Annotated in this window: 20 protein-coding genes; 9 read left to right on the plus strand and 11 right to left on the minus strand. The window is 53.1% G+C overall.

Annotated features, from left to right (window positions below; translation table 11 throughout):
• Positions 1-4 precede the first annotated feature (4 nt).
• Positions 5-1,021 carry a zinc-dependent alcohol dehydrogenase gene (locus KQX66_RS12645; protein ID WP_216792856.1) on the plus strand — a complete coding sequence of 339 codons (1,017 nt, stop codon included), beginning with the start codon at positions 5-7 and terminating at the stop codon, positions 1,019-1,021.
• Positions 1,022-1,323: 302 nt separating this feature from the next.
• Here the strand turns inward: KQX66_RS12645 and KQX66_RS12650 are convergent, their stop codons facing one another.
• The 10 genes from KQX66_RS12650 to KQX66_RS12695 form a co-directional block, all read right to left on the minus strand.
• Entirely contained in the window at positions 1,324-1,620 is a 297-nt protein-coding gene (locus KQX66_RS12650) for a spore coat protein (protein ID WP_216792857.1), read from the minus strand.
• A 14-nt stretch (positions 1,621-1,634) separates the two neighbouring features.
• Positions 1,635-1,835, minus strand: a complete 201-nt coding sequence (locus KQX66_RS12655) for a hypothetical protein (protein ID WP_216792858.1) — start codon at positions 1,833-1,835, stop codon at positions 1,635-1,637.
• 33 nt (positions 1,836-1,868) lie between these two features.
• Positions 1,869-3,005 carry a zinc-dependent alcohol dehydrogenase gene (locus KQX66_RS12660; RefSeq protein WP_216792859.1) on the minus strand — a complete coding sequence of 379 codons (1,137 nt, stop codon included), beginning with the start codon at positions 3,003-3,005 and terminating at the stop codon, positions 1,869-1,871.
• Between the two features lie 19 nt (positions 3,006-3,024).
• Positions 3,025-3,387, minus strand: a complete 363-nt coding sequence (locus KQX66_RS12665) for a spore coat protein (RefSeq protein WP_216792860.1) — start codon at positions 3,385-3,387, stop codon at positions 3,025-3,027.
• Positions 3,388-3,404: 17 nt separating this feature from the next.
• Positions 3,405-3,611, minus strand: coding sequence for a spore coat protein (locus tag KQX66_RS12670; RefSeq protein ID WP_216792861.1), 207 nt, complete (start codon positions 3,609-3,611; stop codon positions 3,405-3,407).
• A gap of 55 nt (positions 3,612-3,666) precedes the next feature.
• Positions 3,667-4,536, minus strand: a complete 870-nt coding sequence (locus tag KQX66_RS12675) for a serine/threonine-protein kinase (RefSeq protein ID WP_216792862.1) — start codon at positions 4,534-4,536, stop codon at positions 3,667-3,669.
• Between the two features lie 509 nt (positions 4,537-5,045).
• Positions 5,046-5,426, minus strand: a complete 381-nt coding sequence (locus KQX66_RS12680) for an ArsR/SmtB family transcription factor (RefSeq protein WP_216792863.1) — start codon at positions 5,424-5,426, stop codon at positions 5,046-5,048.
• Between the two features lies 1 nt (position 5,427).
• Entirely contained in the window at positions 5,428-5,853 is a 426-nt protein-coding gene (locus KQX66_RS12685; protein WP_216792864.1) for an SRPBCC family protein, read from the minus strand.
• Positions 5,854-5,885: 32 nt separating this feature from the next.
• A complete protein-coding gene (locus KQX66_RS12690) occupies positions 5,886-6,263 on the minus strand; it encodes a hypothetical protein (protein ID WP_216793087.1) in 378 nt (125 codons plus the stop codon).
• Positions 6,264-6,425: 162 nt separating this feature from the next.
• Positions 6,426-6,686, minus strand: coding sequence for a YpbS family protein (locus tag KQX66_RS12695; RefSeq protein WP_216793089.1), 261 nt, complete (start codon positions 6,684-6,686; stop codon positions 6,426-6,428).
• Positions 6,687-7,427: 741 nt separating this feature from the next.
• Here KQX66_RS12695 and KQX66_RS12700 point away from each other — a divergent pair.
• On the plus strand, positions 7,428-9,236 hold the full coding sequence (locus tag KQX66_RS12700) for a cache domain-containing sensor histidine kinase (protein WP_216792866.1): 1,809 nt from the start codon (positions 7,428-7,430) through the stop codon (positions 9,234-9,236).
• A gap of 2 nt (positions 9,237-9,238) precedes the next feature.
• Here the strand turns inward: KQX66_RS12700 and KQX66_RS12705 are convergent, their stop codons facing one another.
• Complete coding sequence (locus KQX66_RS12705) at positions 9,239-9,571, minus strand: hypothetical protein (RefSeq protein ID WP_216792868.1); 333 nt, start codon at positions 9,569-9,571, stop codon at positions 9,239-9,241.
• Positions 9,572-9,711: 140 nt separating this feature from the next.
• Here KQX66_RS12705 and KQX66_RS12710 point away from each other — a divergent pair, with 140 nt between their 5' ends.
• The 7 genes from KQX66_RS12710 to KQX66_RS12740 all read left to right on the plus strand — a co-directional run bounded on the left by KQX66_RS12710 (position 9,712) and on the right by KQX66_RS12740 (position 17,522).
• Positions 9,712-11,010, plus strand: coding sequence for an ABC transporter substrate-binding protein (locus KQX66_RS12710; RefSeq protein WP_127460984.1), 1,299 nt, complete (start codon positions 9,712-9,714; stop codon positions 11,008-11,010).
• A gap of 165 nt (positions 11,011-11,175) precedes the next feature.
• Positions 11,176-12,105, plus strand: coding sequence for a carbohydrate ABC transporter permease (locus KQX66_RS12715; protein WP_216792870.1), 930 nt, complete (start codon positions 11,176-11,178; stop codon positions 12,103-12,105).
• A gap of 18 nt (positions 12,106-12,123) precedes the next feature.
• Positions 12,124-12,954 carry a carbohydrate ABC transporter permease gene (locus KQX66_RS12720; protein ID WP_127460983.1) on the plus strand — a complete coding sequence of 277 codons (831 nt, stop codon included), beginning with the start codon at positions 12,124-12,126 and terminating at the stop codon, positions 12,952-12,954.
• 40 nt (positions 12,955-12,994) lie between these two features.
• A complete protein-coding gene (locus KQX66_RS12725) occupies positions 12,995-14,464 on the plus strand; it encodes a glycoside hydrolase family 32 protein (RefSeq protein ID WP_216792872.1) in 1,470 nt (489 codons plus the stop codon).
• Between the two features lie 27 nt (positions 14,465-14,491).
• Positions 14,492-16,108, plus strand: coding sequence for a response regulator (locus KQX66_RS12730; RefSeq protein WP_216792874.1), 1,617 nt, complete (start codon positions 14,492-14,494; stop codon positions 16,106-16,108).
• Between the two features lie 94 nt (positions 16,109-16,202).
• Positions 16,203-16,409 carry a hypothetical protein gene (locus KQX66_RS12735; RefSeq protein ID WP_216792876.1) on the plus strand — a complete coding sequence of 69 codons (207 nt, stop codon included), beginning with the start codon at positions 16,203-16,205 and terminating at the stop codon, positions 16,407-16,409.
• 180 nt (positions 16,410-16,589) lie between these two features.
• Entirely contained in the window at positions 16,590-17,522 is a 933-nt protein-coding gene (locus KQX66_RS12740) for a D-2-hydroxyacid dehydrogenase (protein ID WP_216792878.1), read from the plus strand.
• Positions 17,523-17,534 lie beyond the last annotated feature (12 nt).

Genomic DNA, 17,534 nt, shown 5'->3' on the forward strand with positions numbered 1-17,534 from the left:
AAGCATGAAGACGATCGTCACTTGCCAAGGCGAGGTGCGCCTCGAAAACCGGCCTGAGCCATCTGTGAAGGAGCATCCCAAGCGCGTCCTGGTGAAGGTGAATTACTCTTCGATCAGTCCGGGAACGGAGCTCGGCCTGCTGGCGAATCCGGCCATCCCGGACGGCTTCGCGCTCGGCTACAGCGCCGCCGGTACCGTGCTGGAGGTCGGCAGTGCCGTGGAGGGGCTGAAGCCGGGCGATTTCGTCGCCTGCTACGGCGGACCTTACGTTTATCATGCGGAGCTGTTGTCCGTGCCGGAGATGCTCTGCGCGAAGCTGAGCGGTCCCGAATCGATGCCGACGGCTTCGTTCGTCGGGCTCGGCTCCGTCGCCGTGCACAGCACGCGCAGGCTGGCCCGCCAGTTCGGCGAGACCGTCTGGGTCGCCGGACTCGGCGTGCTCGGCCAGTTGATCGCGCAGCTCGGTGACCGGGCCAACTACCGGGTGTTCGCCACGGATATGAAGGACGAACGGCTGCAGCTTGCGACCGCGTGCGGCATTGGCGACGTTCACCGTGCCGACGATCCGCTGCTTGCCGAGCGGATTGCCGCTTATACGGAAGGTCACGGCTTCGACAGCATCGCCTTGTGTGCGCACGCCACGTCCTCGCAGCTCATCGAGTCGTGCATGCAGCATCTGGCGTTTCGCGGCACTTTTGCTTTGATCGGTAACGTGCCGATTCAGTTCTCACGCGATCTGTTTTTCGCGAAGGAAGCGGATTTCGTCATTGCCCGGGGAGGCGGTCCGGGGCGATATGATCGCCAATACGAGGAAGAGGGGCTGGATTATCCGAAATCGTACGTCCGTTGGACGGAAGGGCGCAATATGCAAGAATTCGTCCGCAACGTGGAAAACGGGCGTCTGGCGATCCGGCCGATGATCACGCACGAATTCGCGCTGGCTGATGCCGTCGAGGCGTATGAGGTGCTGAAGCGTGAGGCGTCCTCGGCGCTTGGCGTGCTGATCCGATACGATTCATAGAGAGGTGAAAGAGGATTCCGTGGAATTTTACGGGAATTCTCTTTGGCTTGTTGAGAAAATAAAGGTAAGAGGTTACGAGGGGGCGGGGTATCTACTTCCGGTCGCTCTTGTCTGCAGGAAATTTGATTGAAGCCGCTTAAACAGCGGATATTTCCCGCAGACAAAGGCGAACGCTATCGCTCCTCCAGTAGATACCCCGCCTCCGTATGTTTCTCTATTCTTTTCTAATGACCACTTTCTCCACAAGCTCGGGAATCCCGTGATATTCTATAGGAATCCTCTTTTTATTAGAGGCAAGGGGATCAGGTCGGAAGATTTAACGCCGTTTGAATATTTGTCCGATCCAGCTCGATTTGTTCGGGAATATGATACGGACGGTAATACCCTCTGCGCATCATGTAATTCGTGATCTCCTCGTGGGTGGAGATCGCTTCGTCCAGCTGCTTGCGCAGGACGGTTTTGATATCGGGACTGGCGGTTTCCGTAAGCGCGATGGCGTAATTTTGGATGCCCGTTTTGGCAGCGATTAGGAAATCCATAGCAATCACTTGATCGGTCATCGTGCCCATACCGGTTAAATTTTTGATTAGCGTGTTCATGCGTCGCTCCTTTTCTACGCGTTAACATTGGCCAGCAAAGCATCCAGCTCTTGCAACTGCCGGGTCGACAGCTGAACGTCCTGCTCCAAAAGCTGCCTCAGGTCCTCATCTGATACCAGACCCCGCATCGTTGCCGATTTGGTCACGCAAATTGTTTTGAAGGCCGCGATTTCGTGCAGATCCAATGTTTCATGCAGGCCGTACGTATTTTTCACGATGGTTACCCTCCACTTTCAGCTTGGTATTGTTCAGGGCTTCAGAATGACTTTGATGCAGCCGTCCGTTTTGGTATCGAATACCTCGTAGCCGTGCTTCGCCTGATCCAGCGGCAGCACGTGTGTGATAATATCCCCGGGATCGACCTTGCCTTCGGCAATCAAATTGTACATATGCGGCATGTAATGGATCACCGGTGCTTGTCCCGTACGGATGTTTACGTTCCGCTGGAAAATATCCCCGAGCGGAAAGGCATTATAACGGGCTCCGTAAACGCCGGTAATTTGAATTGTTCCGCCCTTGCGAACGGCTTGGGAGGCGATGACGACGGCACCCAGCGAACCGCCCTGGAGCTTGAGGCCCGATGCCAGAAACTCCAGCGGGGTCATTTTTCCATCCATCCCTACGCAGTCGATGACGACGTCGGCTCCGCCGTGAGTGATTTCTTTCAAATGGCTGCCGATATTTTGTTCCTGCTCGAAATTCACGGTTTCCACTTGATTGTGCCGCTTCGCATGCTCCAGCCGGTAATCCACGTAATCGACGGCGATGACGCGCTTCGCCCCTTTGAGCCAGGCGAATTTTTGCGCCAGCAGCCCGACCGGGCCGCATCCCAGCACGATCACCGTATCCCCGCTCTTTACTCCAGCGTTGTCTACGCTCCAAAAGGCCGTCGGCATAGCATCGGCGATCAGACACAGCTTCTCGTCTTCGACCTCGCAGTTTTCCGGAAGCCGGAAGGGGACGAAGTTGGCGTAAGGGACCCGCATATATTCGGCTTGCCCTCCGGGATAGCCGCCGGTCGTTTCGGAGTAGCCGAAAAAACCGCCCATGTCCCCGTTCGGATTCGAATTGTCGCATTGGCTTTCCAATTGATTTTTACAATAGTAGCATTCGCCGCAGCTTACATTAAACGGGATGACGACCCGGTCGCCTTTTTTGACTTTGGTTACTTCGGGACCGACCTCTTCCACAATGCCCATTGGTTCGTGACCGATAATATAATCCGTAGGGAGATTAGGGATCATACCGTGAATAAGGTGCAGATCCGATCCACAGATGGCCGTGGTGGTCAGCTTGACGATGATGTCGTCCGCTTTTTGGAGCTTGGGGTCTTCCACCTGCCTTACCTGCACGTTCTTGATACCTTGATACGTAACGGCTTTCATGGTGTAGCTCCTTTAAGGATTATTTTTCGGGGGTCGCAAACAAACCTAAGCGGGAAGTGTCCTTCGGGAAGAGCTGCATTTCCGCGATTTGCATCGTCGTCTTCGCCGATGTCAGATCCAGCTTGAATTGTTCGTTCAGCCGATTGGGATACAGCCATTTTTTGCGGATCATGAGCTGCGAAATTTCTTCATGCAAATCCAGAGCTTCGAACATGAGACGGCGCAGCAGTGTTCTTACCTCGGCTGTTGCTGTCTCCGACAAGGCGATCGCGCAGTTGCGAACGCCGGTCTTCGCGGACAGCAAGAAATCGAGCGCAAACGCCGAGTCGGCCAAATTCGGCATGCCTTCGGCATTGATCGGGTCCAAGTAGTCTTTATTCATCGTATCGTTCACCACGCTTATTGAATTGGGGTTGCCGGATAAAGGCTCTGCAAATCCTGGAGCGCTTTGATGGATTGTTCGACATCCTTTTGCATCAAGGCTTTCAGCTCTTGGTCAAAAACGAGCCCCTGCATCATTTTCGATTTGGCCAGACAGATCGTTTTAAAATTAAGCATTTCGTGAATCTCCATCATTTCATGAGGAGCCAGTGTCAATGGGGTCATTGGGAATCACCTCCGGTTGCTTGAACACGGATAGGGTTTCCTTAACAGTTTCCGCCTATACCCGGGCAGCATTCCAAGCGGCGTAGAACTCGGCAACCGAAGCGTAGCGTTCGTTACGTTCGGGCCGAACCGCGCGCAGAGCCGTTTCGTAGAGCTTCTCGCCCGCTTCCCACTTCGAGTAGGAGCGATCGCGTTCTCCGCCCAGCAGGCCGAAAGCCATCGCCCCCATATTAAAAACATTGGTTCGTGCGTCAATGTTCGCGCCGAGCTCGAATTCTTCGGGCGACATAAAGCGGGAGGAGCCCCATAGCCGGCCCATCGTATTGATAAAAGGCTTTTTCTGATAAAGGTCGATATCGCAAATTTTCGCCACGTTATTTTTGAAATCGTACAAGATGCTGCCGTCGTAAAAATCGACAGCGACATAACCGCTCGCTTCGACATGTACGTGGAACGAAAAGATACAATCCAACGAACGGAGCCGTTCCTCGACAGGAAGCTGACGGAAACGGAAAAACGGAGAATCCGGATGCGTGTATTTTTGCGGCGGGGGAAAGGACCAATGCGAATGCAGACATTCGCCGTTAAACCAGTTGAATACGGCCGCATACCCATTTTGTACTTCGAAATGTTCCTCCAACGTGATGAGATGGGGATGATTCAAGGCTTCATAAAGCGGGAGCGCCTGCTTTAATCGGATGATAGTCTCTTGAGGGGTTCCGGTGTAGGCCACAGTTGGTGCTCCTGCGTACTTCACGAACTTCTTGCGGCCGTGCCGTTCGATGCCGAAGGACAGGTTTCCTGAGTCCTGCTGGTCAAAGACGCAAAATACCTGGCCTAGATCCCGCAGCCACTCGAAGGGATGAGGTTCTTTTAATTGAAATGATATGTCGTCTATGTTTACGGTAATGGAATGGTTCGTCATGGCAAGCCTCCATGGATTCGAAATGGGTAAAAGCACTCCCACATTTTAGCACACGTCTTGAGTGATTCCATGGCATGCTTTCGGTAAATCCAAATTTTCCGGGATGTTTGGCATACTAGGATATACACATTCACCCAATTCTGCATAGACAATCACCTAAAAAGTATAGAACCAAATATAATATCGGGAAAATTAAGATTCAAATAAGGGGTGAGTTTTGTTGCATCGACAAAATTGTATCCGTGTCCCATACACCTATGAACAATGTATGGCGGACTGCACAGCCGGACCTGATGGAGGGTATCCTTATGAGTGCAGGGTACCATGCAGGCAGTATAAAACAAAGCCTTGGTATCTAGCGTGTACAGCACCTATGGCATATACACCTAGAATACCTTTGGCATATACCTATGTAACACCTAGCTACTGGTACCATCCCTACTCATGGTAAAATTATACCGCAAAAGGAAAGAGAGGCTGCAAAAACGCCTCTCTTTCTCATGTAAACCTTAATCTATCGTGCGTGTACTTTCTTCTTCCGGAGCAACAAGGGCTATCGTACCGTCCGTTTCGTCGCCTTCGACAAAACGCTGCAGCGCCAGCAGCTTGTTGTCCCAGTATCTCTCGTAGTACGCCAGCCACCGCTTCAATTCGAGCAGCGGCTCGGGCTCCAGCCGGTACCGCGTTTCGCGGCCGATTTTACGTTCTTTGACCAGTCCGGCATCGGCCAAAATGCGCAAATGCTTGGAAACGGCCGTCCGGCTCATCGGAAAGTGGCCGCTGATCACGGTAACGGGCATTTCCCGCTCGCCCAGCATGCTTAACAACTGGCGGCGCGTCGGATCGGCAATTGCTTGAAAGACGTCAGTCTTGCGTGAAGGGGTGGCCATATCAGCCCTCGACGAAGGTAACGAGCTTTTGCACAATGCCGGCCCAGCCTTTGTCCATTGTTTCGCGAACGACTTGATGCGGCTGCCCGAATTCGGTAACCTTGTCGGCGTCCCAGCCGGAGTGAATGAGCGTAAATTCCGTCTGTCCGTCCTTCTCCGTCAGCTGGAACACAATCGTCCAATCTTTGCCCCAACGGAACGAAAGGCGGTTCGGAGGGTCAAGCTCCGTTACTTTGCAAGGGGACATGCCGAACGGACCGGCGTTCAATTGGAATTCATAACCGAGTACAGGCTGAAAATCGTTGGGCATAAACCACGTGGCGATGCCTTCCGAGGTGGCAACGGCGTCCCATACTTTTTGAATCGGCGCTTTGAGCAGGGCGGTTCTGCGAATTTCCGGCAGCGTATTTTGCGAATTGTTTTCCATATGATTTCATTCCTCCGATTGAATGGGTTAGGTTACTTCGAGGACTTTACTTTATCTTGATGGCGAAAACGCAACGCGGACCATTTGTCGTCAACGGCCACGTTGCTGACCGGGCGGTAGGCTGTTTTTGCCTGCACCATCGCGGCCAAGCTGTCGCGGTTAATATCCGTTTTCACCTTCGAACTTTGCTTCGGGTAGGTGATCCAGAATACCGCATCTTCGTTCAAGAGCGGGATGACTTTCGGTACCCAGACGTCCGTTTCTTGCGCATTATGGACGAACAGCTGAATAAAATCATAGGTCTTGTCCGGCTCTGTCTCGCTTTCGATGCCGAGCCGGTACCCTTCGGGAGCATTTATGACTAATGCCGCTCCTTCTTTGTACCGCAGTTTTTTCAACAACGCTTCCACCAGCTCATCCCTTTCTTTGTATAGCATGTCCTTGAAACGATCATCCGTATTATATGAAACCAAAAGGTTTCATGTCAAGGTGCAGAAAAAACTGGTTATAAAAAGCCCGAATACCTATCGACTCATCGAAAGGCTCCGGGCTTTGCAGACGTTTTGCTGCTTTTATTTCATCTTTATACGGGCGGCTTCGCGCACCATGTCGGGGGTGACATGGACCCGGGTCGGGGAAATGCCGTTCCGGGCGTGCCGGTTGATGCGGTCGGTCGCCGCGTTAATGGCATCGACGCTGAACGGTTCGCCGGCGATACATAAGGCGATCGCTTCTTCAATCGCAGCCTCCCGTTCGTTTTCCAGTTCAAGAAAACGTTCCAGGTGCGCGTTTTGTTTACGGGTATGGTTCGTGATGGCTTCATGGACATTCATCAAGATCAGCAGCTCCTTTTAGCAGACCGGAATTTCGATAAAATTTATGATACTATAAGGGGCTTGGCGTGACAATGCCGCAAAATCAAACGGACGGTGTTTCCTGCGGATCCGGCAAATAGATTATGATTATTTAATGACATTAAGTAAAAAGATTAACCACATTAAATTTAATTTTGTGAAGAATATTGCGCTTATCTGCCGTATTTTAGAGACGAAGGATGGAATCAATAAAGAAGCTCTACAATTTTGGTGCGGTGAATATCCGGAGTTAAGCGGCCAGTAAAGATGCTTGTAAGGACGATACTGTAATCAGGGATTTATTCTCCCGCGCAGAATTGGATTGATCATAGTACGGAGAAGCTGCCGCCGACAGCTACTTTTTCACTTTCGCCGAATATGCATGCCTTTACACATTGTCGCCTTCCGGTTCGAGCAGAAGCAGCAGCTTCTGAATAGCGGGGGCATGCTTAACGTTGCCGTTCATAATCGCGGTGAAAACAGGAACCGCATCCTTCAGCAGCAAATAACTGAAATAATAATAGTGGTATGCTTCTAATTAAAAGGAATGACCGTCTATGGGAGGGATTCATTTAGCAATAGCTTTTTAAACTAAAGAAAATCTCATTTAATTTATAACAATCGGATATAGAACAAAAATGGTATATCCGTAGACAATTCCGCCGGCATGAACTAAGATTTGAACACAAACTATTCACAAAGCCGGGGTGCGGGACCATCATGAGGATCAAATCCAGCTTGCTTCATTTCACTTTAAGGACGCGTCTGACCGCTTCTTTTATCGCCTTGATCATTCTGGTCTTGACCCTTCTCGGCATCGGCTATTACTACAAAAGCTCCGAGGTGATCCTGAACAATGCCAGCGAAACGCTGCTTGGTCTGGTCAAGATGAGCAATCAGTCGCTGAACGCCAAATTCGCGAGTGTGGAGCAGAATGCGATCAATATGCACTTGGACGAGGATTTGTACGACTTTTTCAATACCTCCGACCTGCAGAAGCGGTACTTCAATTACGAGAATGACCGGAGGATCGCCCGGATTATTCAGAAATATTTTCCTTCCTCCGAGGACCTGTACTCCGTGAATTTGGTTACGAAGAAATATACGTTCGGGGGCAACCCGAATTTCTGGATTCCCAAGACGGAGTATTCAAACTCGGACATTTACAGCATCGGGCTGAGCTCGACTGAGAATACGAAGTGGGTTCCGACTTACAATTTGCTGGAAAAGTTTTATGCCTCTTCGCCAGCTCCGGTGGCCGGCGACCAATATGTGTTTACGGCCACACGGCTGCTCAATTTGTCCGAGATTCAAAGCAACCTGCTGCATCAAATGGAGGAAGACGCCGAACGTCCCGTACTAATCGTCAATTTCCAGGAATCGATGATCCGCAAGGCTTTTGCCAAAAGCTTATGGGTGAAAGGCTCCTACTACGAGGTATTTACGCCGGAAGGGCAAATCGTATCTGCTTCGAGGCCCCGGAACGTGCCTCCCTCCGTCGGCAGCGACTGGATTGATTACGCCTTGAAGAAGCACAGCGGCACGGAATATATCACGATCGGCGGCAAGAAAATGGTGGTCTGCTACGATACGATCGACGTGACGGGCTGGCTGTCCGCCGTGTTCATCCCCTATGACGAGCTGCTGGTGACCGTGCCGAACATGCTGAATTATACGATTTACTCCACCATAGCAATCCTGTTAGCGGCGGTTGTGCTGGCGTCGATCATTTCGGGCCGCATCACCCTGCCGTTCAAAAGGCTGCTCTGGGGCATCAAGCAGTCCGGCGAAGGGAATTTCAGCGCCAAGATCGAAGCTGTGGGAACGGGCGAATTCAGCGTCATTATCCATAAATTCAACCAGATGAACGATAAAATCCAGTCGCTGATCGTCGACAACTACGAGACGCATGTGAAAGAGATGGAAGCGGAACTCAAGGCACTGAATTTCCAGTTTAACCCACATTTTCTGTACAATACGCTGAACATCATCAACTACCTGGCTATCGAAAACAACCAAACGCTGATCAGCAACATGCTAGTGGAGCTGTCCGAAATGCTGGAATATACGGCTAAGAATCCGGGGGAAGTCGATTTCGCGGAGGATGTGAAATATTTAAAAAATTACGCCTACATCATGGACCGGAGATTCGAGGGGAAATTCCAGGTGGAATACGATCTGGACCCGGCCTTATACCAGTATACCGTGCCCAAATTTTTTCTGCAGCCCTTCATTGAGAATGCGCTCATTCACGGGCTGGACGAGATGGAAGCGGGGGGAGCCATCAAGGTATCCGGGCGGATGGAGGAGGGCCGAAGGATCTTCACGATCGAAGATAACGGGAAGGGCATGGACCCGGAGACGATCCGGCGCGTGCTGGAGACGGACGGGGGCATACGATCCATTGGCATCGAGAATGTGAACAAACGAATCAAGCTGCTGTACGGGGAGCCTTACGGCGTACGGATTGAGTCGCAGAAGAACGCAGGCACGAAGATCACCATCATACTGCCGGTTCCATCCGGCTGATTTCAAGAACGGCGAATTTCGAAACGGAGCTCCTTTCGTTTCATCGAAAGGGCGGTAACTACAACGAACGCTGCGGAGATGAAGGGCGAAGGCATCATTCCCCGAGTGAGGACGGTTCTACCAAGAGCGGACGCTTGAGCGATTCCGAACAAAGCGAATGCCAATATTCTTGCGCTTTTTATAACCGAATATGATCCACGAGAAAAGGCCCCGTTCACGAAATCGTCGTTGAGAGCTGGCAGCATATTATATTTTCCGACCTTTGTTGTGGAATAGGTTACTGCGGCATTCGGCAGCTGCGCTACCGGTGACGATTTGTGCAATTGATTTTTCATGCCCCCCCTCTCATGAAAGTGTTTTCAATATAAAAGTCCACTTTTTCACGATAATTAGAGTAGGATTCCTTTTTCAATCCGAGTATCCTGAAAGCGTAAACAAAATATATTATCCAACTATCAATTTCAGGAGGGTGTCTATGAAAAAGAGATGGGTTTCGGCCGTATTAGCTGTATCGCTCCTTGCCGGATGTTCGCCGGGAGGACAGACCGATCAAGCCGGTTCCGGGGATACCAGTGGAGCATCCGGCGGGGAAGCGGAAATTACGTTCTGGCGTCCCCAGGCGAGCGGCCCGGAGGATAACTTTTATGTCAAGCGGATCGAAGAATTCAACAAGGCCCACGAAGGGAAAATCAAGCTGAAGATGGAGGCTATCACGCGGGGCAATTCTTTTGCCTACGAGGATAAAATCAATGCGGCCGTAGCCTCGCACACCCTGCCGGACCTCGTCGCGATGGACGGGCCGAACGTGGCCAACTATGCCGCTTCCAGCATCGTTAGGCCGCTGGACGAATATTACACCAAGGAGGAGCTGTCCGACTTCGTGCCTTCCATCCTTCAGCAGGGGACTTACAACGGGAAATTTTACGCAGCCGGGTTGGCAGAGTCCTCCGTCGTGTTATTTTACAACAAGAAGATCATGAAGCAGTACGGTATCGAGCCTCCGACCAAGATGGAAGACGCTTGGACGTGGGATCAGTGGTACGAGGTCATGAAAAAGACGGCCCAGAACGGCGTGTTTGGAACGAACATGATCAATGACAAAGGGGAATGGATGACCTACGCGTTCGAGCAGTTCTGGATTTCGAACGGGACGGACATCGTGAATAAGGAAGGCACCTCAGCGAAGGGCATGGTCAATAGCGACAAGGGCATCGAGGCGGCAAGCTTCCTGCAGAAGCTGGCGAAGGAAAAGCTGTTCAACATCGATCCGAAGCCGACGGAATTCGAGGAAGGGAAGGCCGCGACCAAGCTGGGCGGACCTTGGAACATTCCGGGCTTCAAGGACTATCCGGACCTGGAGTGGGGTATCACGTATTTTCCGAAGAAGGCCGGAGGCGTTCAGACCGCACCTTCCGGCAGCTGGGCGATCGGCATCTCAGCGGACAGCAAGCATCCGAAGGAAGCGGCGGAGGCACTCAAGTGGCTGACGAATAAAGACAGCTCGACGCAGCTCGCCAAAGCCATCAGCATGCCGGCCAGCCGCAAGAGCGCCTACGATAGCCTGCCGGAGTACAACGACCTGCCGATGCGGGTGATCAAGGATCAGGTGACCACGGTATCGCACGCTAGGCCCGTAACGCCGGCTTATCCGGTACTCACGCAAAAATTCGCCGAAGCCTTAACGGACATCATGATGGGCGCTGACGTGAAGAAGTCCCTCGATAACGTTGCGGCCAGTTACGACGAGGAATATAAACGGAATTTTGTCAAGTAATCCATGGGTAACCCATACTGCGGCATTCGGATGAGCTTCCTTTACCGGTTTCGGGGAGGGTATTGCAGGGCGTGGGTCAGAACCTAAGCCGCGGGTGCCGCACATCCTTCTTCACGGAGAGGAAGGCGTGAGGGACGGAACGATTCTTGAGAGGGCGGATCCATCATGCAAACGATAAGCAATTCGTTAAAGAATAACCCTGGGGCGGCGGCTCCGGCCTCCATGCGAGTGCAGAGAAGAAGAGAAACGGTGGTCGGCTACTCTTTTGTGCTGCCGGCGGTGATCCTGCTGATCGTCTTTCTGCTGCTGCCGTTTGTTTTTGCCGTCATCTTCGGCTTTACCAAGTTCAATCTGCTGCGCCCGGATAAAATCCAGTTCATCGGTCTGGATAACTACATTACGCTGTTTAAGGATAAGTTGTTTTACAAATCGCTGTTCAACACGCTGTATTTCTCCGTCATCGTAGTGCCGGTTCAATCGGCGGTAGCTTTAGCGCTGGCGCTTCTCGTAAATAATCAGTTGAAAATGAGAAACGTGTTCCGGATCGCTTACTTTAGCCCGGTCATCACGTCCATGACGGTCATCGCGATCCTGTGGATTTATCTATATAATCCGAATGAGGGGCTTGTCAATTCGGCACTCCATTTGTTCGGCATCCCGAATCAGCCTTTTCTGCGAAGCGCGGGTCAGGCGATGAACTCCATCATCTTCATGTCCGTGTGGCAGGCGGCCGGTTACCAAATGATGATCTTCCTGGCCGGACTGCAGAGCATCCCGAAGGATCTCTACGAAGCTTCTGCGATCGACGGCGCAAACAAATTTCAGCAGTTGAAATTCATCACCATTCCAAGCCTGTATAACGTGATCGTCTTCGTGCTCACCATTACCACGATCCAGGCGGTCAAGCTGTTTACCCAGCCTTACATTATGACGAACGGCGGGCCGGAGAATTCGACAAGGACGCTCGCGCTGCTCATCTACCAGCAGGGCTTCCAATTCCGAAACGCCGGGTATGCGTCCGCCGTATCGGTGATTTTCTTTGTGATCGTCGTGGTCATCTCCTTTTCCATGAAAAAATTACTTAAAGACAAGTAAGAAGGGGGCCCAAGGATCATGGCCGACCGGAAATCAACGGTGTTCCTCTATGCGGCGAATCTCGTCGTATCGCTCTTGTTCATTACGCCTTTGCTCTGGATGATCGTATCGTCGTTCAAGCCGGAGAACCGGATTTTTGCCGATTTGAGCTCGTTCAACGCGATTCTGCCGACGAGTTTTACGCTGGAAAATTACGTGAAGGCTTTTCACCGGATTCCGATGATGAAGTACGTGTTCAACAGCTTGTTTTATGTCACCGTCATCTGCATCAGCGGGCTCGGCGTCAATTCGATCTGCGGTTATGCGTTGGCGAAGCTGCAGTTTAAGGGGCGGGAATTCATTCTTACAGCCATCATTGCGCTGATGATCGTTCCGTTCGAGAGCATCATTATGCCGCTGTACTTCGTAGTCAACAGCCTGCACTGGGTCAATACGTGGTACGCCTTGATCGTGCCTTTCGTCGCCAACTGCTTCAGTATCTTCATGTTCCGCCAGTTCTTTATGGACATTCCGAATGAGCTGCTGGAATCCGCCGCCATCGACGGCTCTTCGCCGATCCGGACGTTCGTGTCCGTCGTCGTTCCCTTGTCGGGTCCGGTTTTTACGACCGTGTTTATTCTGGATTTCATCAACCATTGGGGCGATTTCATGTGGCCGATCCTGGTGACGACGGGGGAGTCGCTGCGGAACGTACAGCTCGGTATCCAGACGTTCTTCACCTTGCCGCCGGTGTATTACGGGCAAATCATGGCGACGCTGACGTTCACCACCGTGCCGATTGTACTCTTGTTCCTGTTCCTGCAAAAATATTACGTCCAAGGGATCACGAGCACCGGGATCAAAGGGTAAGTAGCCGGGACCCAAATCATACGTTTCGGAGGATGCTGCAATGCGAGATAAGTACAGACCGCAGTTTCATTTTACGCCGGAAAAGAACTGGATGAATGACCCTAACGGGCTCGTGTATTATAATGGGGAGTACCATCTGTTTTACCAGTATCACCCGCATGGGACCACCTGGGGCCCGATGCATTGGGGTCATGCGGTCAGCGGGGATCTGGTTCGTTGGGAGCACCGGCCGGTGGCTCTGGCAGCCGATGAGCACGGGGAAATCTTCTCCGGCAGCGCCGTTGTAGATTGGCAGGATACCTCCGGCTTCTTCGGCGGGAAGCCCGGTCTGGTTGCGATCTTCACGCACCACCGGAACCCGGATTCGGATGGAGGCCGTCCCGTAGAGCGCCAGAGCCTGGCGTACAGCGGCGATTTCGGCCGGACCTGGACCAAGTATGAAGGAAATCCGGTGCTTGCCGACGGCAGCCGGACCGATTATCGCGATCCGAAAGTGTTCTGGCATGAGCCTACGAAGCGCTGGAACCTGATTCTGGCCTCCGGCCAAACCGTTTGCATCTACTATTCTCCCAATCTGAAGGATTGGACGTTCGCCAGCGAATTCGGCGAAGGGGAGGGCGCCCATCTCGGCGTCTGGGAATGCCCGGATTTATTCGAGCTGCCGGTTGACGGAGACGAAACCCGGACGAAGTGGGTGATGTTCGTCAGCGTGGGCAGCTCGCCGGAGCATCCGGAGGGCTCGAGAACGCAGTATTTTATAGGGAGCTTCGACGGGACCGTGTTCCGGAATGAGAACGCCCCTGAGACTGTCCTCTGGCTGGATTACGGCAGAGACAATTACGCAGGGGTCAGTTGGTCGGATGTTCCGGCCGAGGACGGACGCCGCATCTATATCGGATGGATGAGCAACTGGAAATATGCGCAGGTGACGCCGACAGAAAGCTGGCGAAGCGCCATGACCGTGCCGCGGGCTTTGTCGCTGAGAAGCGGTGGGGAGCGCGTGACCCTGACGCAGCAGCCCGTTCGGGAGCTGGAGAGGCTTAGAACGGAAGTTTACCAATGGAGGGATCATATTTTGGGTGAAGGCGGTAATCCGCTATCCGGTATGCGGCTGGGGTGCTTCGAGATGATAGCGGAGTTCGAGTCAGGTGAAGCGGACGAATTCGGCTTCAAGGTTCGTGCTTCGGATGCGCGCGAGACGGTCCTCGGGTATGATACCCGGAAGCAGGAGTTGTTCGTGGACCGGACCCGTTCGGGGGAAGCCGGGTTCCACGAGGGTTTCCCCGGCCGGCATGCGGCCAAGCTGGAGCTGCGGGAGAATCGGTTGAGACTGCACATATTGGTCGACACCTCATCGGTGGAAGTGTTCGGCGGCGACGGGGAAGCCGTGATCACCGATTTGATTTTCCCGGAATCGGAAGATCAAGAGCTCGTGGTGTATACGAAGGGCGGGAGCGCAAAGCTGCTTTTTCTGGACATTTTTCCGCTGCAATCGATTAGGGACGAATAGGCATCGTTGCCGCAGGAGGGGACGATGATGAACAACATCTTGGTAGTAGATGATGAAGCGATTCAAAGAAGAGTGCTGGCCTCCATGATCCGCAGAGCGCTGCCTGCAAGCCAGGTATGGGAGGCGAACAACGGCAAGGCCGCGCTGGAGCTCATGCATTCGCAGCCGATGGATGTCGTCTTCACAGATATTAGAATGCCGATCATGGACGGCCTCGACTTTATCGAGAAGCTGAAGCAATCCTTTACCGGCGTCAAAATCATCATCCTCAGCGGATTCCGCTACTTCGAGTATGCCCAAAGAGCGATTCAGCTCGGGGCTTACGATTATCTGCTGAAGCCGATTAAGGAAGAGAGTATTACCGAAATTCTTGCACGGGTAAGAGAAAGCATCGACCGCGAACGGGCCCGGCAGCTCGAGAACGAAAGGATCAAAAGGCAGCTGACCAGTACCATGTCCGTCTACTATGATCAGTTGCTTCGCGACTGGGTCACGCATGGAATCGGCGGGGCGAAATTTCAGGAGATGAAGGAGCATTTTTCGCTAAGGGCCCGTGGTACGGTACTCGTATCCCGGCTGATCGGGGAAGAGCTGCTCATAGGGCAAGAGGACAGCGCAAGCCGTGTATCAAGCATGATGATCAGCCGGATGGAGAGCTGTCTGCAGCAGGTAGGCTTGTCGGTCTCCTTTTTCAAGAAAGATAAGAGCCATATGATTACCGTGCTGACGTACGATGGGCCGGGTCCTGCCTTGGAGTCTCTGACGGAGCTGGCGCATCGGTTCAGAGAGCAAATGCTGGCACAGCAGGGAATCGTGCTGACCATCGGGATCGGCGGTCCTTGCGGCGAATTGTCCGGCAGGGGAAGGGATTCGTATAGAGAAGCGGTCGAGGCTGCTTCTTTTCGCTATTTTCTGACGGCGGATAGCGTCATCCCGTATTCGGCCGTTGCCGGGCGGATCCGGTCCATGCATTACGATCTTCTGAAGGAGGAAGAGGCGCTGAAGGAAGCGATCCGGATGATGAAGAGCGATCTCATCACGGCCACGCTGGACAAATTGTTCTCGCGCTTATTGGAAGGCGGCTTCCCTTACCCGGACCAGTGGCTCAAGTCGTTCCTTCGGATGGTCTACGGCATTGCGACGGTGATCAAGGATCTCATGGAGGAGCGGAAGTATAAGCAACTGCTTTCGGAAACCGAAAGCAGCCTTAGCCGATGCGCTGATGTTCTGGAGTTCAAAGACCGGCTGACCGCGATTTTGCTCGAGTTCATGAACATCCTGAGAAGCAACCGATCGAACCTGCACGAATCGATGATCGAGAAGTGCATCGCCTATATCGATTCGCATTATATGGAGGACCTCTCCCTGGAGCTCGTCGCGGGGCGGTTCTTCTTCAGTCCTAATTATTTAAGTTCCTTTTTCAAGAACCACCTGGGCATGACGTTCAGCAAGTACCTCTCCCACATCCGGCTCAAGAAGGCCGTCGAGCTCTTGAAGAGCACGGACATGAAGGTCTACGAGATTGCCTCCCGCGTCGGCTTCAAGGACGACAAGTACTTCTACCGCGTCTTCCGCGGCCGCTTCGGCCTGACGCCGGATGAGTACCGGAGGAACTTGCTGGTGGAGGGGAAGGTTCGGGAGTGAGGTGTTAATTAGGGGAACGAATGCTGCCAGATCAAGGAACGTTAGAGAGCGGCTTGACAATGATTGCACGGTGCAAGCAGGAAACGGGGGATATATGGCACCCACTTCGGTTGCCTCTTATTTTTTTGCGAAGGAAAACCGGTTGTCCGACCTGACGCTGCGCAGCCTGACCGATCAATGTGAAGCGATGATCAAGAAGCATTTGCGGACTCCGGCCATCCTCGAAGCGAACGGGTGTTCTGCTCGGCAAACCGAAGCGGCCATTCGTTTAAATTTGCTTTCAGCTTTTACAACCATTTGAACCGGTCGCCCAAGGACAAGGAAGCATCCGTCGAGAACTTTCGGTATCTCATTCACGGATAAGACGGGAGGGGAGCTGGGCAAAAAATCGGACCTGCGCGCCGCAGTTTGCAGCACTTTCGCCGAGCGGTTATGATAGAAACGTTATTTGCAAAAAAGAACGGACGGAGTGACGGGCTGCATGCAGATTCACAACATTATCTTTACGGGCCGGATGTACCGGGAGCTGAATGCCGCATGGCCGGGAATCGCGGACAAGCAAGTCCGGTTTCTCGCCGAATCCGAGGTGAGCGAAGCCGATATGGCATGGGCCGATGCGTTTGTCGGCTTCAAGCCTGTTCCGGCGTTTCATCTGGAATCGGTCCGTTGGGTCCACGCGCTCGGAGCGGGCGTGGATGCATTCGTGTACCGCAAGCCATGGAAGCCGGACGTGCTGCTCACCCGTACAACCGGCTCGTTCGGACAGAAAATAGGCGAATATTGCCTCGCTCATATGCTTGCCGATCTCCAGCATCACGAAGCGTTCGCGCGCAGCCAGTCGAACCGGAGCTGGAACCCGGTTCCGCCTCTGCCGCTGTCCGGAAGCCGGGTGACGGTGATGGGTACCGGCTCCGTCGGGCAAGAGCTTGCCCGGATGCTGCAGGCGCTGGGAGTTCAAGTGTCGGGCGTTTCCATGCGCGGGGAAAGGAAGCCGCATATGGATCGTGTTTATCCGTTGTCCAACATCGGGGATGCCGTTTCCGCCGCCGACTGGATAATCAATACTTTGCCGCTCACCGCACAAACGGATAAGCTGTTCGGGCGTGCGCTTTTCGCACGGATGAACGGGGCCGGCTTTATTAACGTCGGCCGTGGCCCGTCGGTCGATCAGGCTGCGCTGCTGGAGGCGCTTGATCAAGGCCATCTTCGTCTGGCGGTGCTCGACGTGTTCGAGGAGGAGCCGCTTCCCGATGCGTCCCCGCTATGGAAGCGCAAGGATGTGCAGGTAACGCCTCACGTAGCTGCCGTGACTTCCGTGGAAGAGGCGCTGAGCGGTTTTCTGGACACACTGCACAAGCTGGAAGCGGGAGAACGGGAGCTTGCGAATCGGGTGGACCCGATACGTGGATATTAGACGGTTGCCGTG

Origin of the sequence: Paenibacillus oleatilyticus, from assembly GCF_018998565.1 — a bacterium.
Lineage (GTDB): Bacteria > Bacillota > Bacilli > Paenibacillales > NBRC-103111 > Paenibacillus_G > Paenibacillus_G oleatilyticus.

Coding starts and splice junctions, on each gene's coding strand:
- KQX66_RS12645 (WP_216792856.1), top strand. CDS start 5: ATGAAGACGATCGTCACTTGCCAAGGCGAGGTGCGCCTCGAAAACCGG.
- KQX66_RS12695 (WP_216793089.1), bottom strand. CDS start 6,686: ATGAATGTCCATGAAGCCATCACGAACCATACCCGTAAACAAAACGCG.
- KQX66_RS12700 (WP_216792866.1), top strand. CDS start 7,428: ATGAGGATCAAATCCAGCTTGCTTCATTTCACTTTAAGGACGCGTCTG.
- KQX66_RS12650 (WP_216792857.1), bottom strand. CDS start 1,620: ATGAACACGCTAATCAAAAATTTAACCGGTATGGGCACGATGACCGAT.
- KQX66_RS12735 (WP_216792876.1), top strand. CDS start 16,203: ATGGCACCCACTTCGGTTGCCTCTTATTTTTTTGCGAAGGAAAACCGG.
- KQX66_RS12740 (WP_216792878.1), top strand. CDS start 16,590: ATGCAGATTCACAACATTATCTTTACGGGCCGGATGTACCGGGAGCTG.
- KQX66_RS12680 (WP_216792863.1), bottom strand. CDS start 5,426: ATGGCCACCCCTTCACGCAAGACTGACGTCTTTCAAGCAATTGCCGAT.
- KQX66_RS12665 (WP_216792860.1), bottom strand. CDS start 3,387: ATGAATAAAGACTACTTGGACCCGATCAATGCCGAAGGCATGCCGAAT.
- KQX66_RS12675 (WP_216792862.1), bottom strand. CDS start 4,536: ATGACGAACCATTCCATTACCGTAAACATAGACGACATATCATTTCAA.
- KQX66_RS12705 (WP_216792868.1), bottom strand. CDS start 9,571: ATGAAAAATCAATTGCACAAATCGTCACCGGTAGCGCAGCTGCCGAAT.
- KQX66_RS12725 (WP_216792872.1), top strand. CDS start 12,995: ATGCGAGATAAGTACAGACCGCAGTTTCATTTTACGCCGGAAAAGAAC.
- KQX66_RS12670 (WP_216792861.1), bottom strand. CDS start 3,611: ATGACCCCATTGACACTGGCTCCTCATGAAATGATGGAGATTCACGAA.
- KQX66_RS12685 (WP_216792864.1), bottom strand. CDS start 5,853: ATGGAAAACAATTCGCAAAATACGCTGCCGGAAATTCGCAGAACCGCC.
- KQX66_RS12715 (WP_216792870.1), top strand. CDS start 11,176: ATGCAAACGATAAGCAATTCGTTAAAGAATAACCCTGGGGCGGCGGCT.
- KQX66_RS12710 (WP_127460984.1), top strand. CDS start 9,712: ATGAAAAAGAGATGGGTTTCGGCCGTATTAGCTGTATCGCTCCTTGCC.
- KQX66_RS12730 (WP_216792874.1), top strand. CDS start 14,492: ATGAACAACATCTTGGTAGTAGATGATGAAGCGATTCAAAGAAGAGTG.
- KQX66_RS12660 (WP_216792859.1), bottom strand. CDS start 3,005: ATGAAAGCCGTTACGTATCAAGGTATCAAGAACGTGCAGGTAAGGCAG.
- KQX66_RS12720 (WP_127460983.1), top strand. CDS start 12,124: ATGGCCGACCGGAAATCAACGGTGTTCCTCTATGCGGCGAATCTCGTC.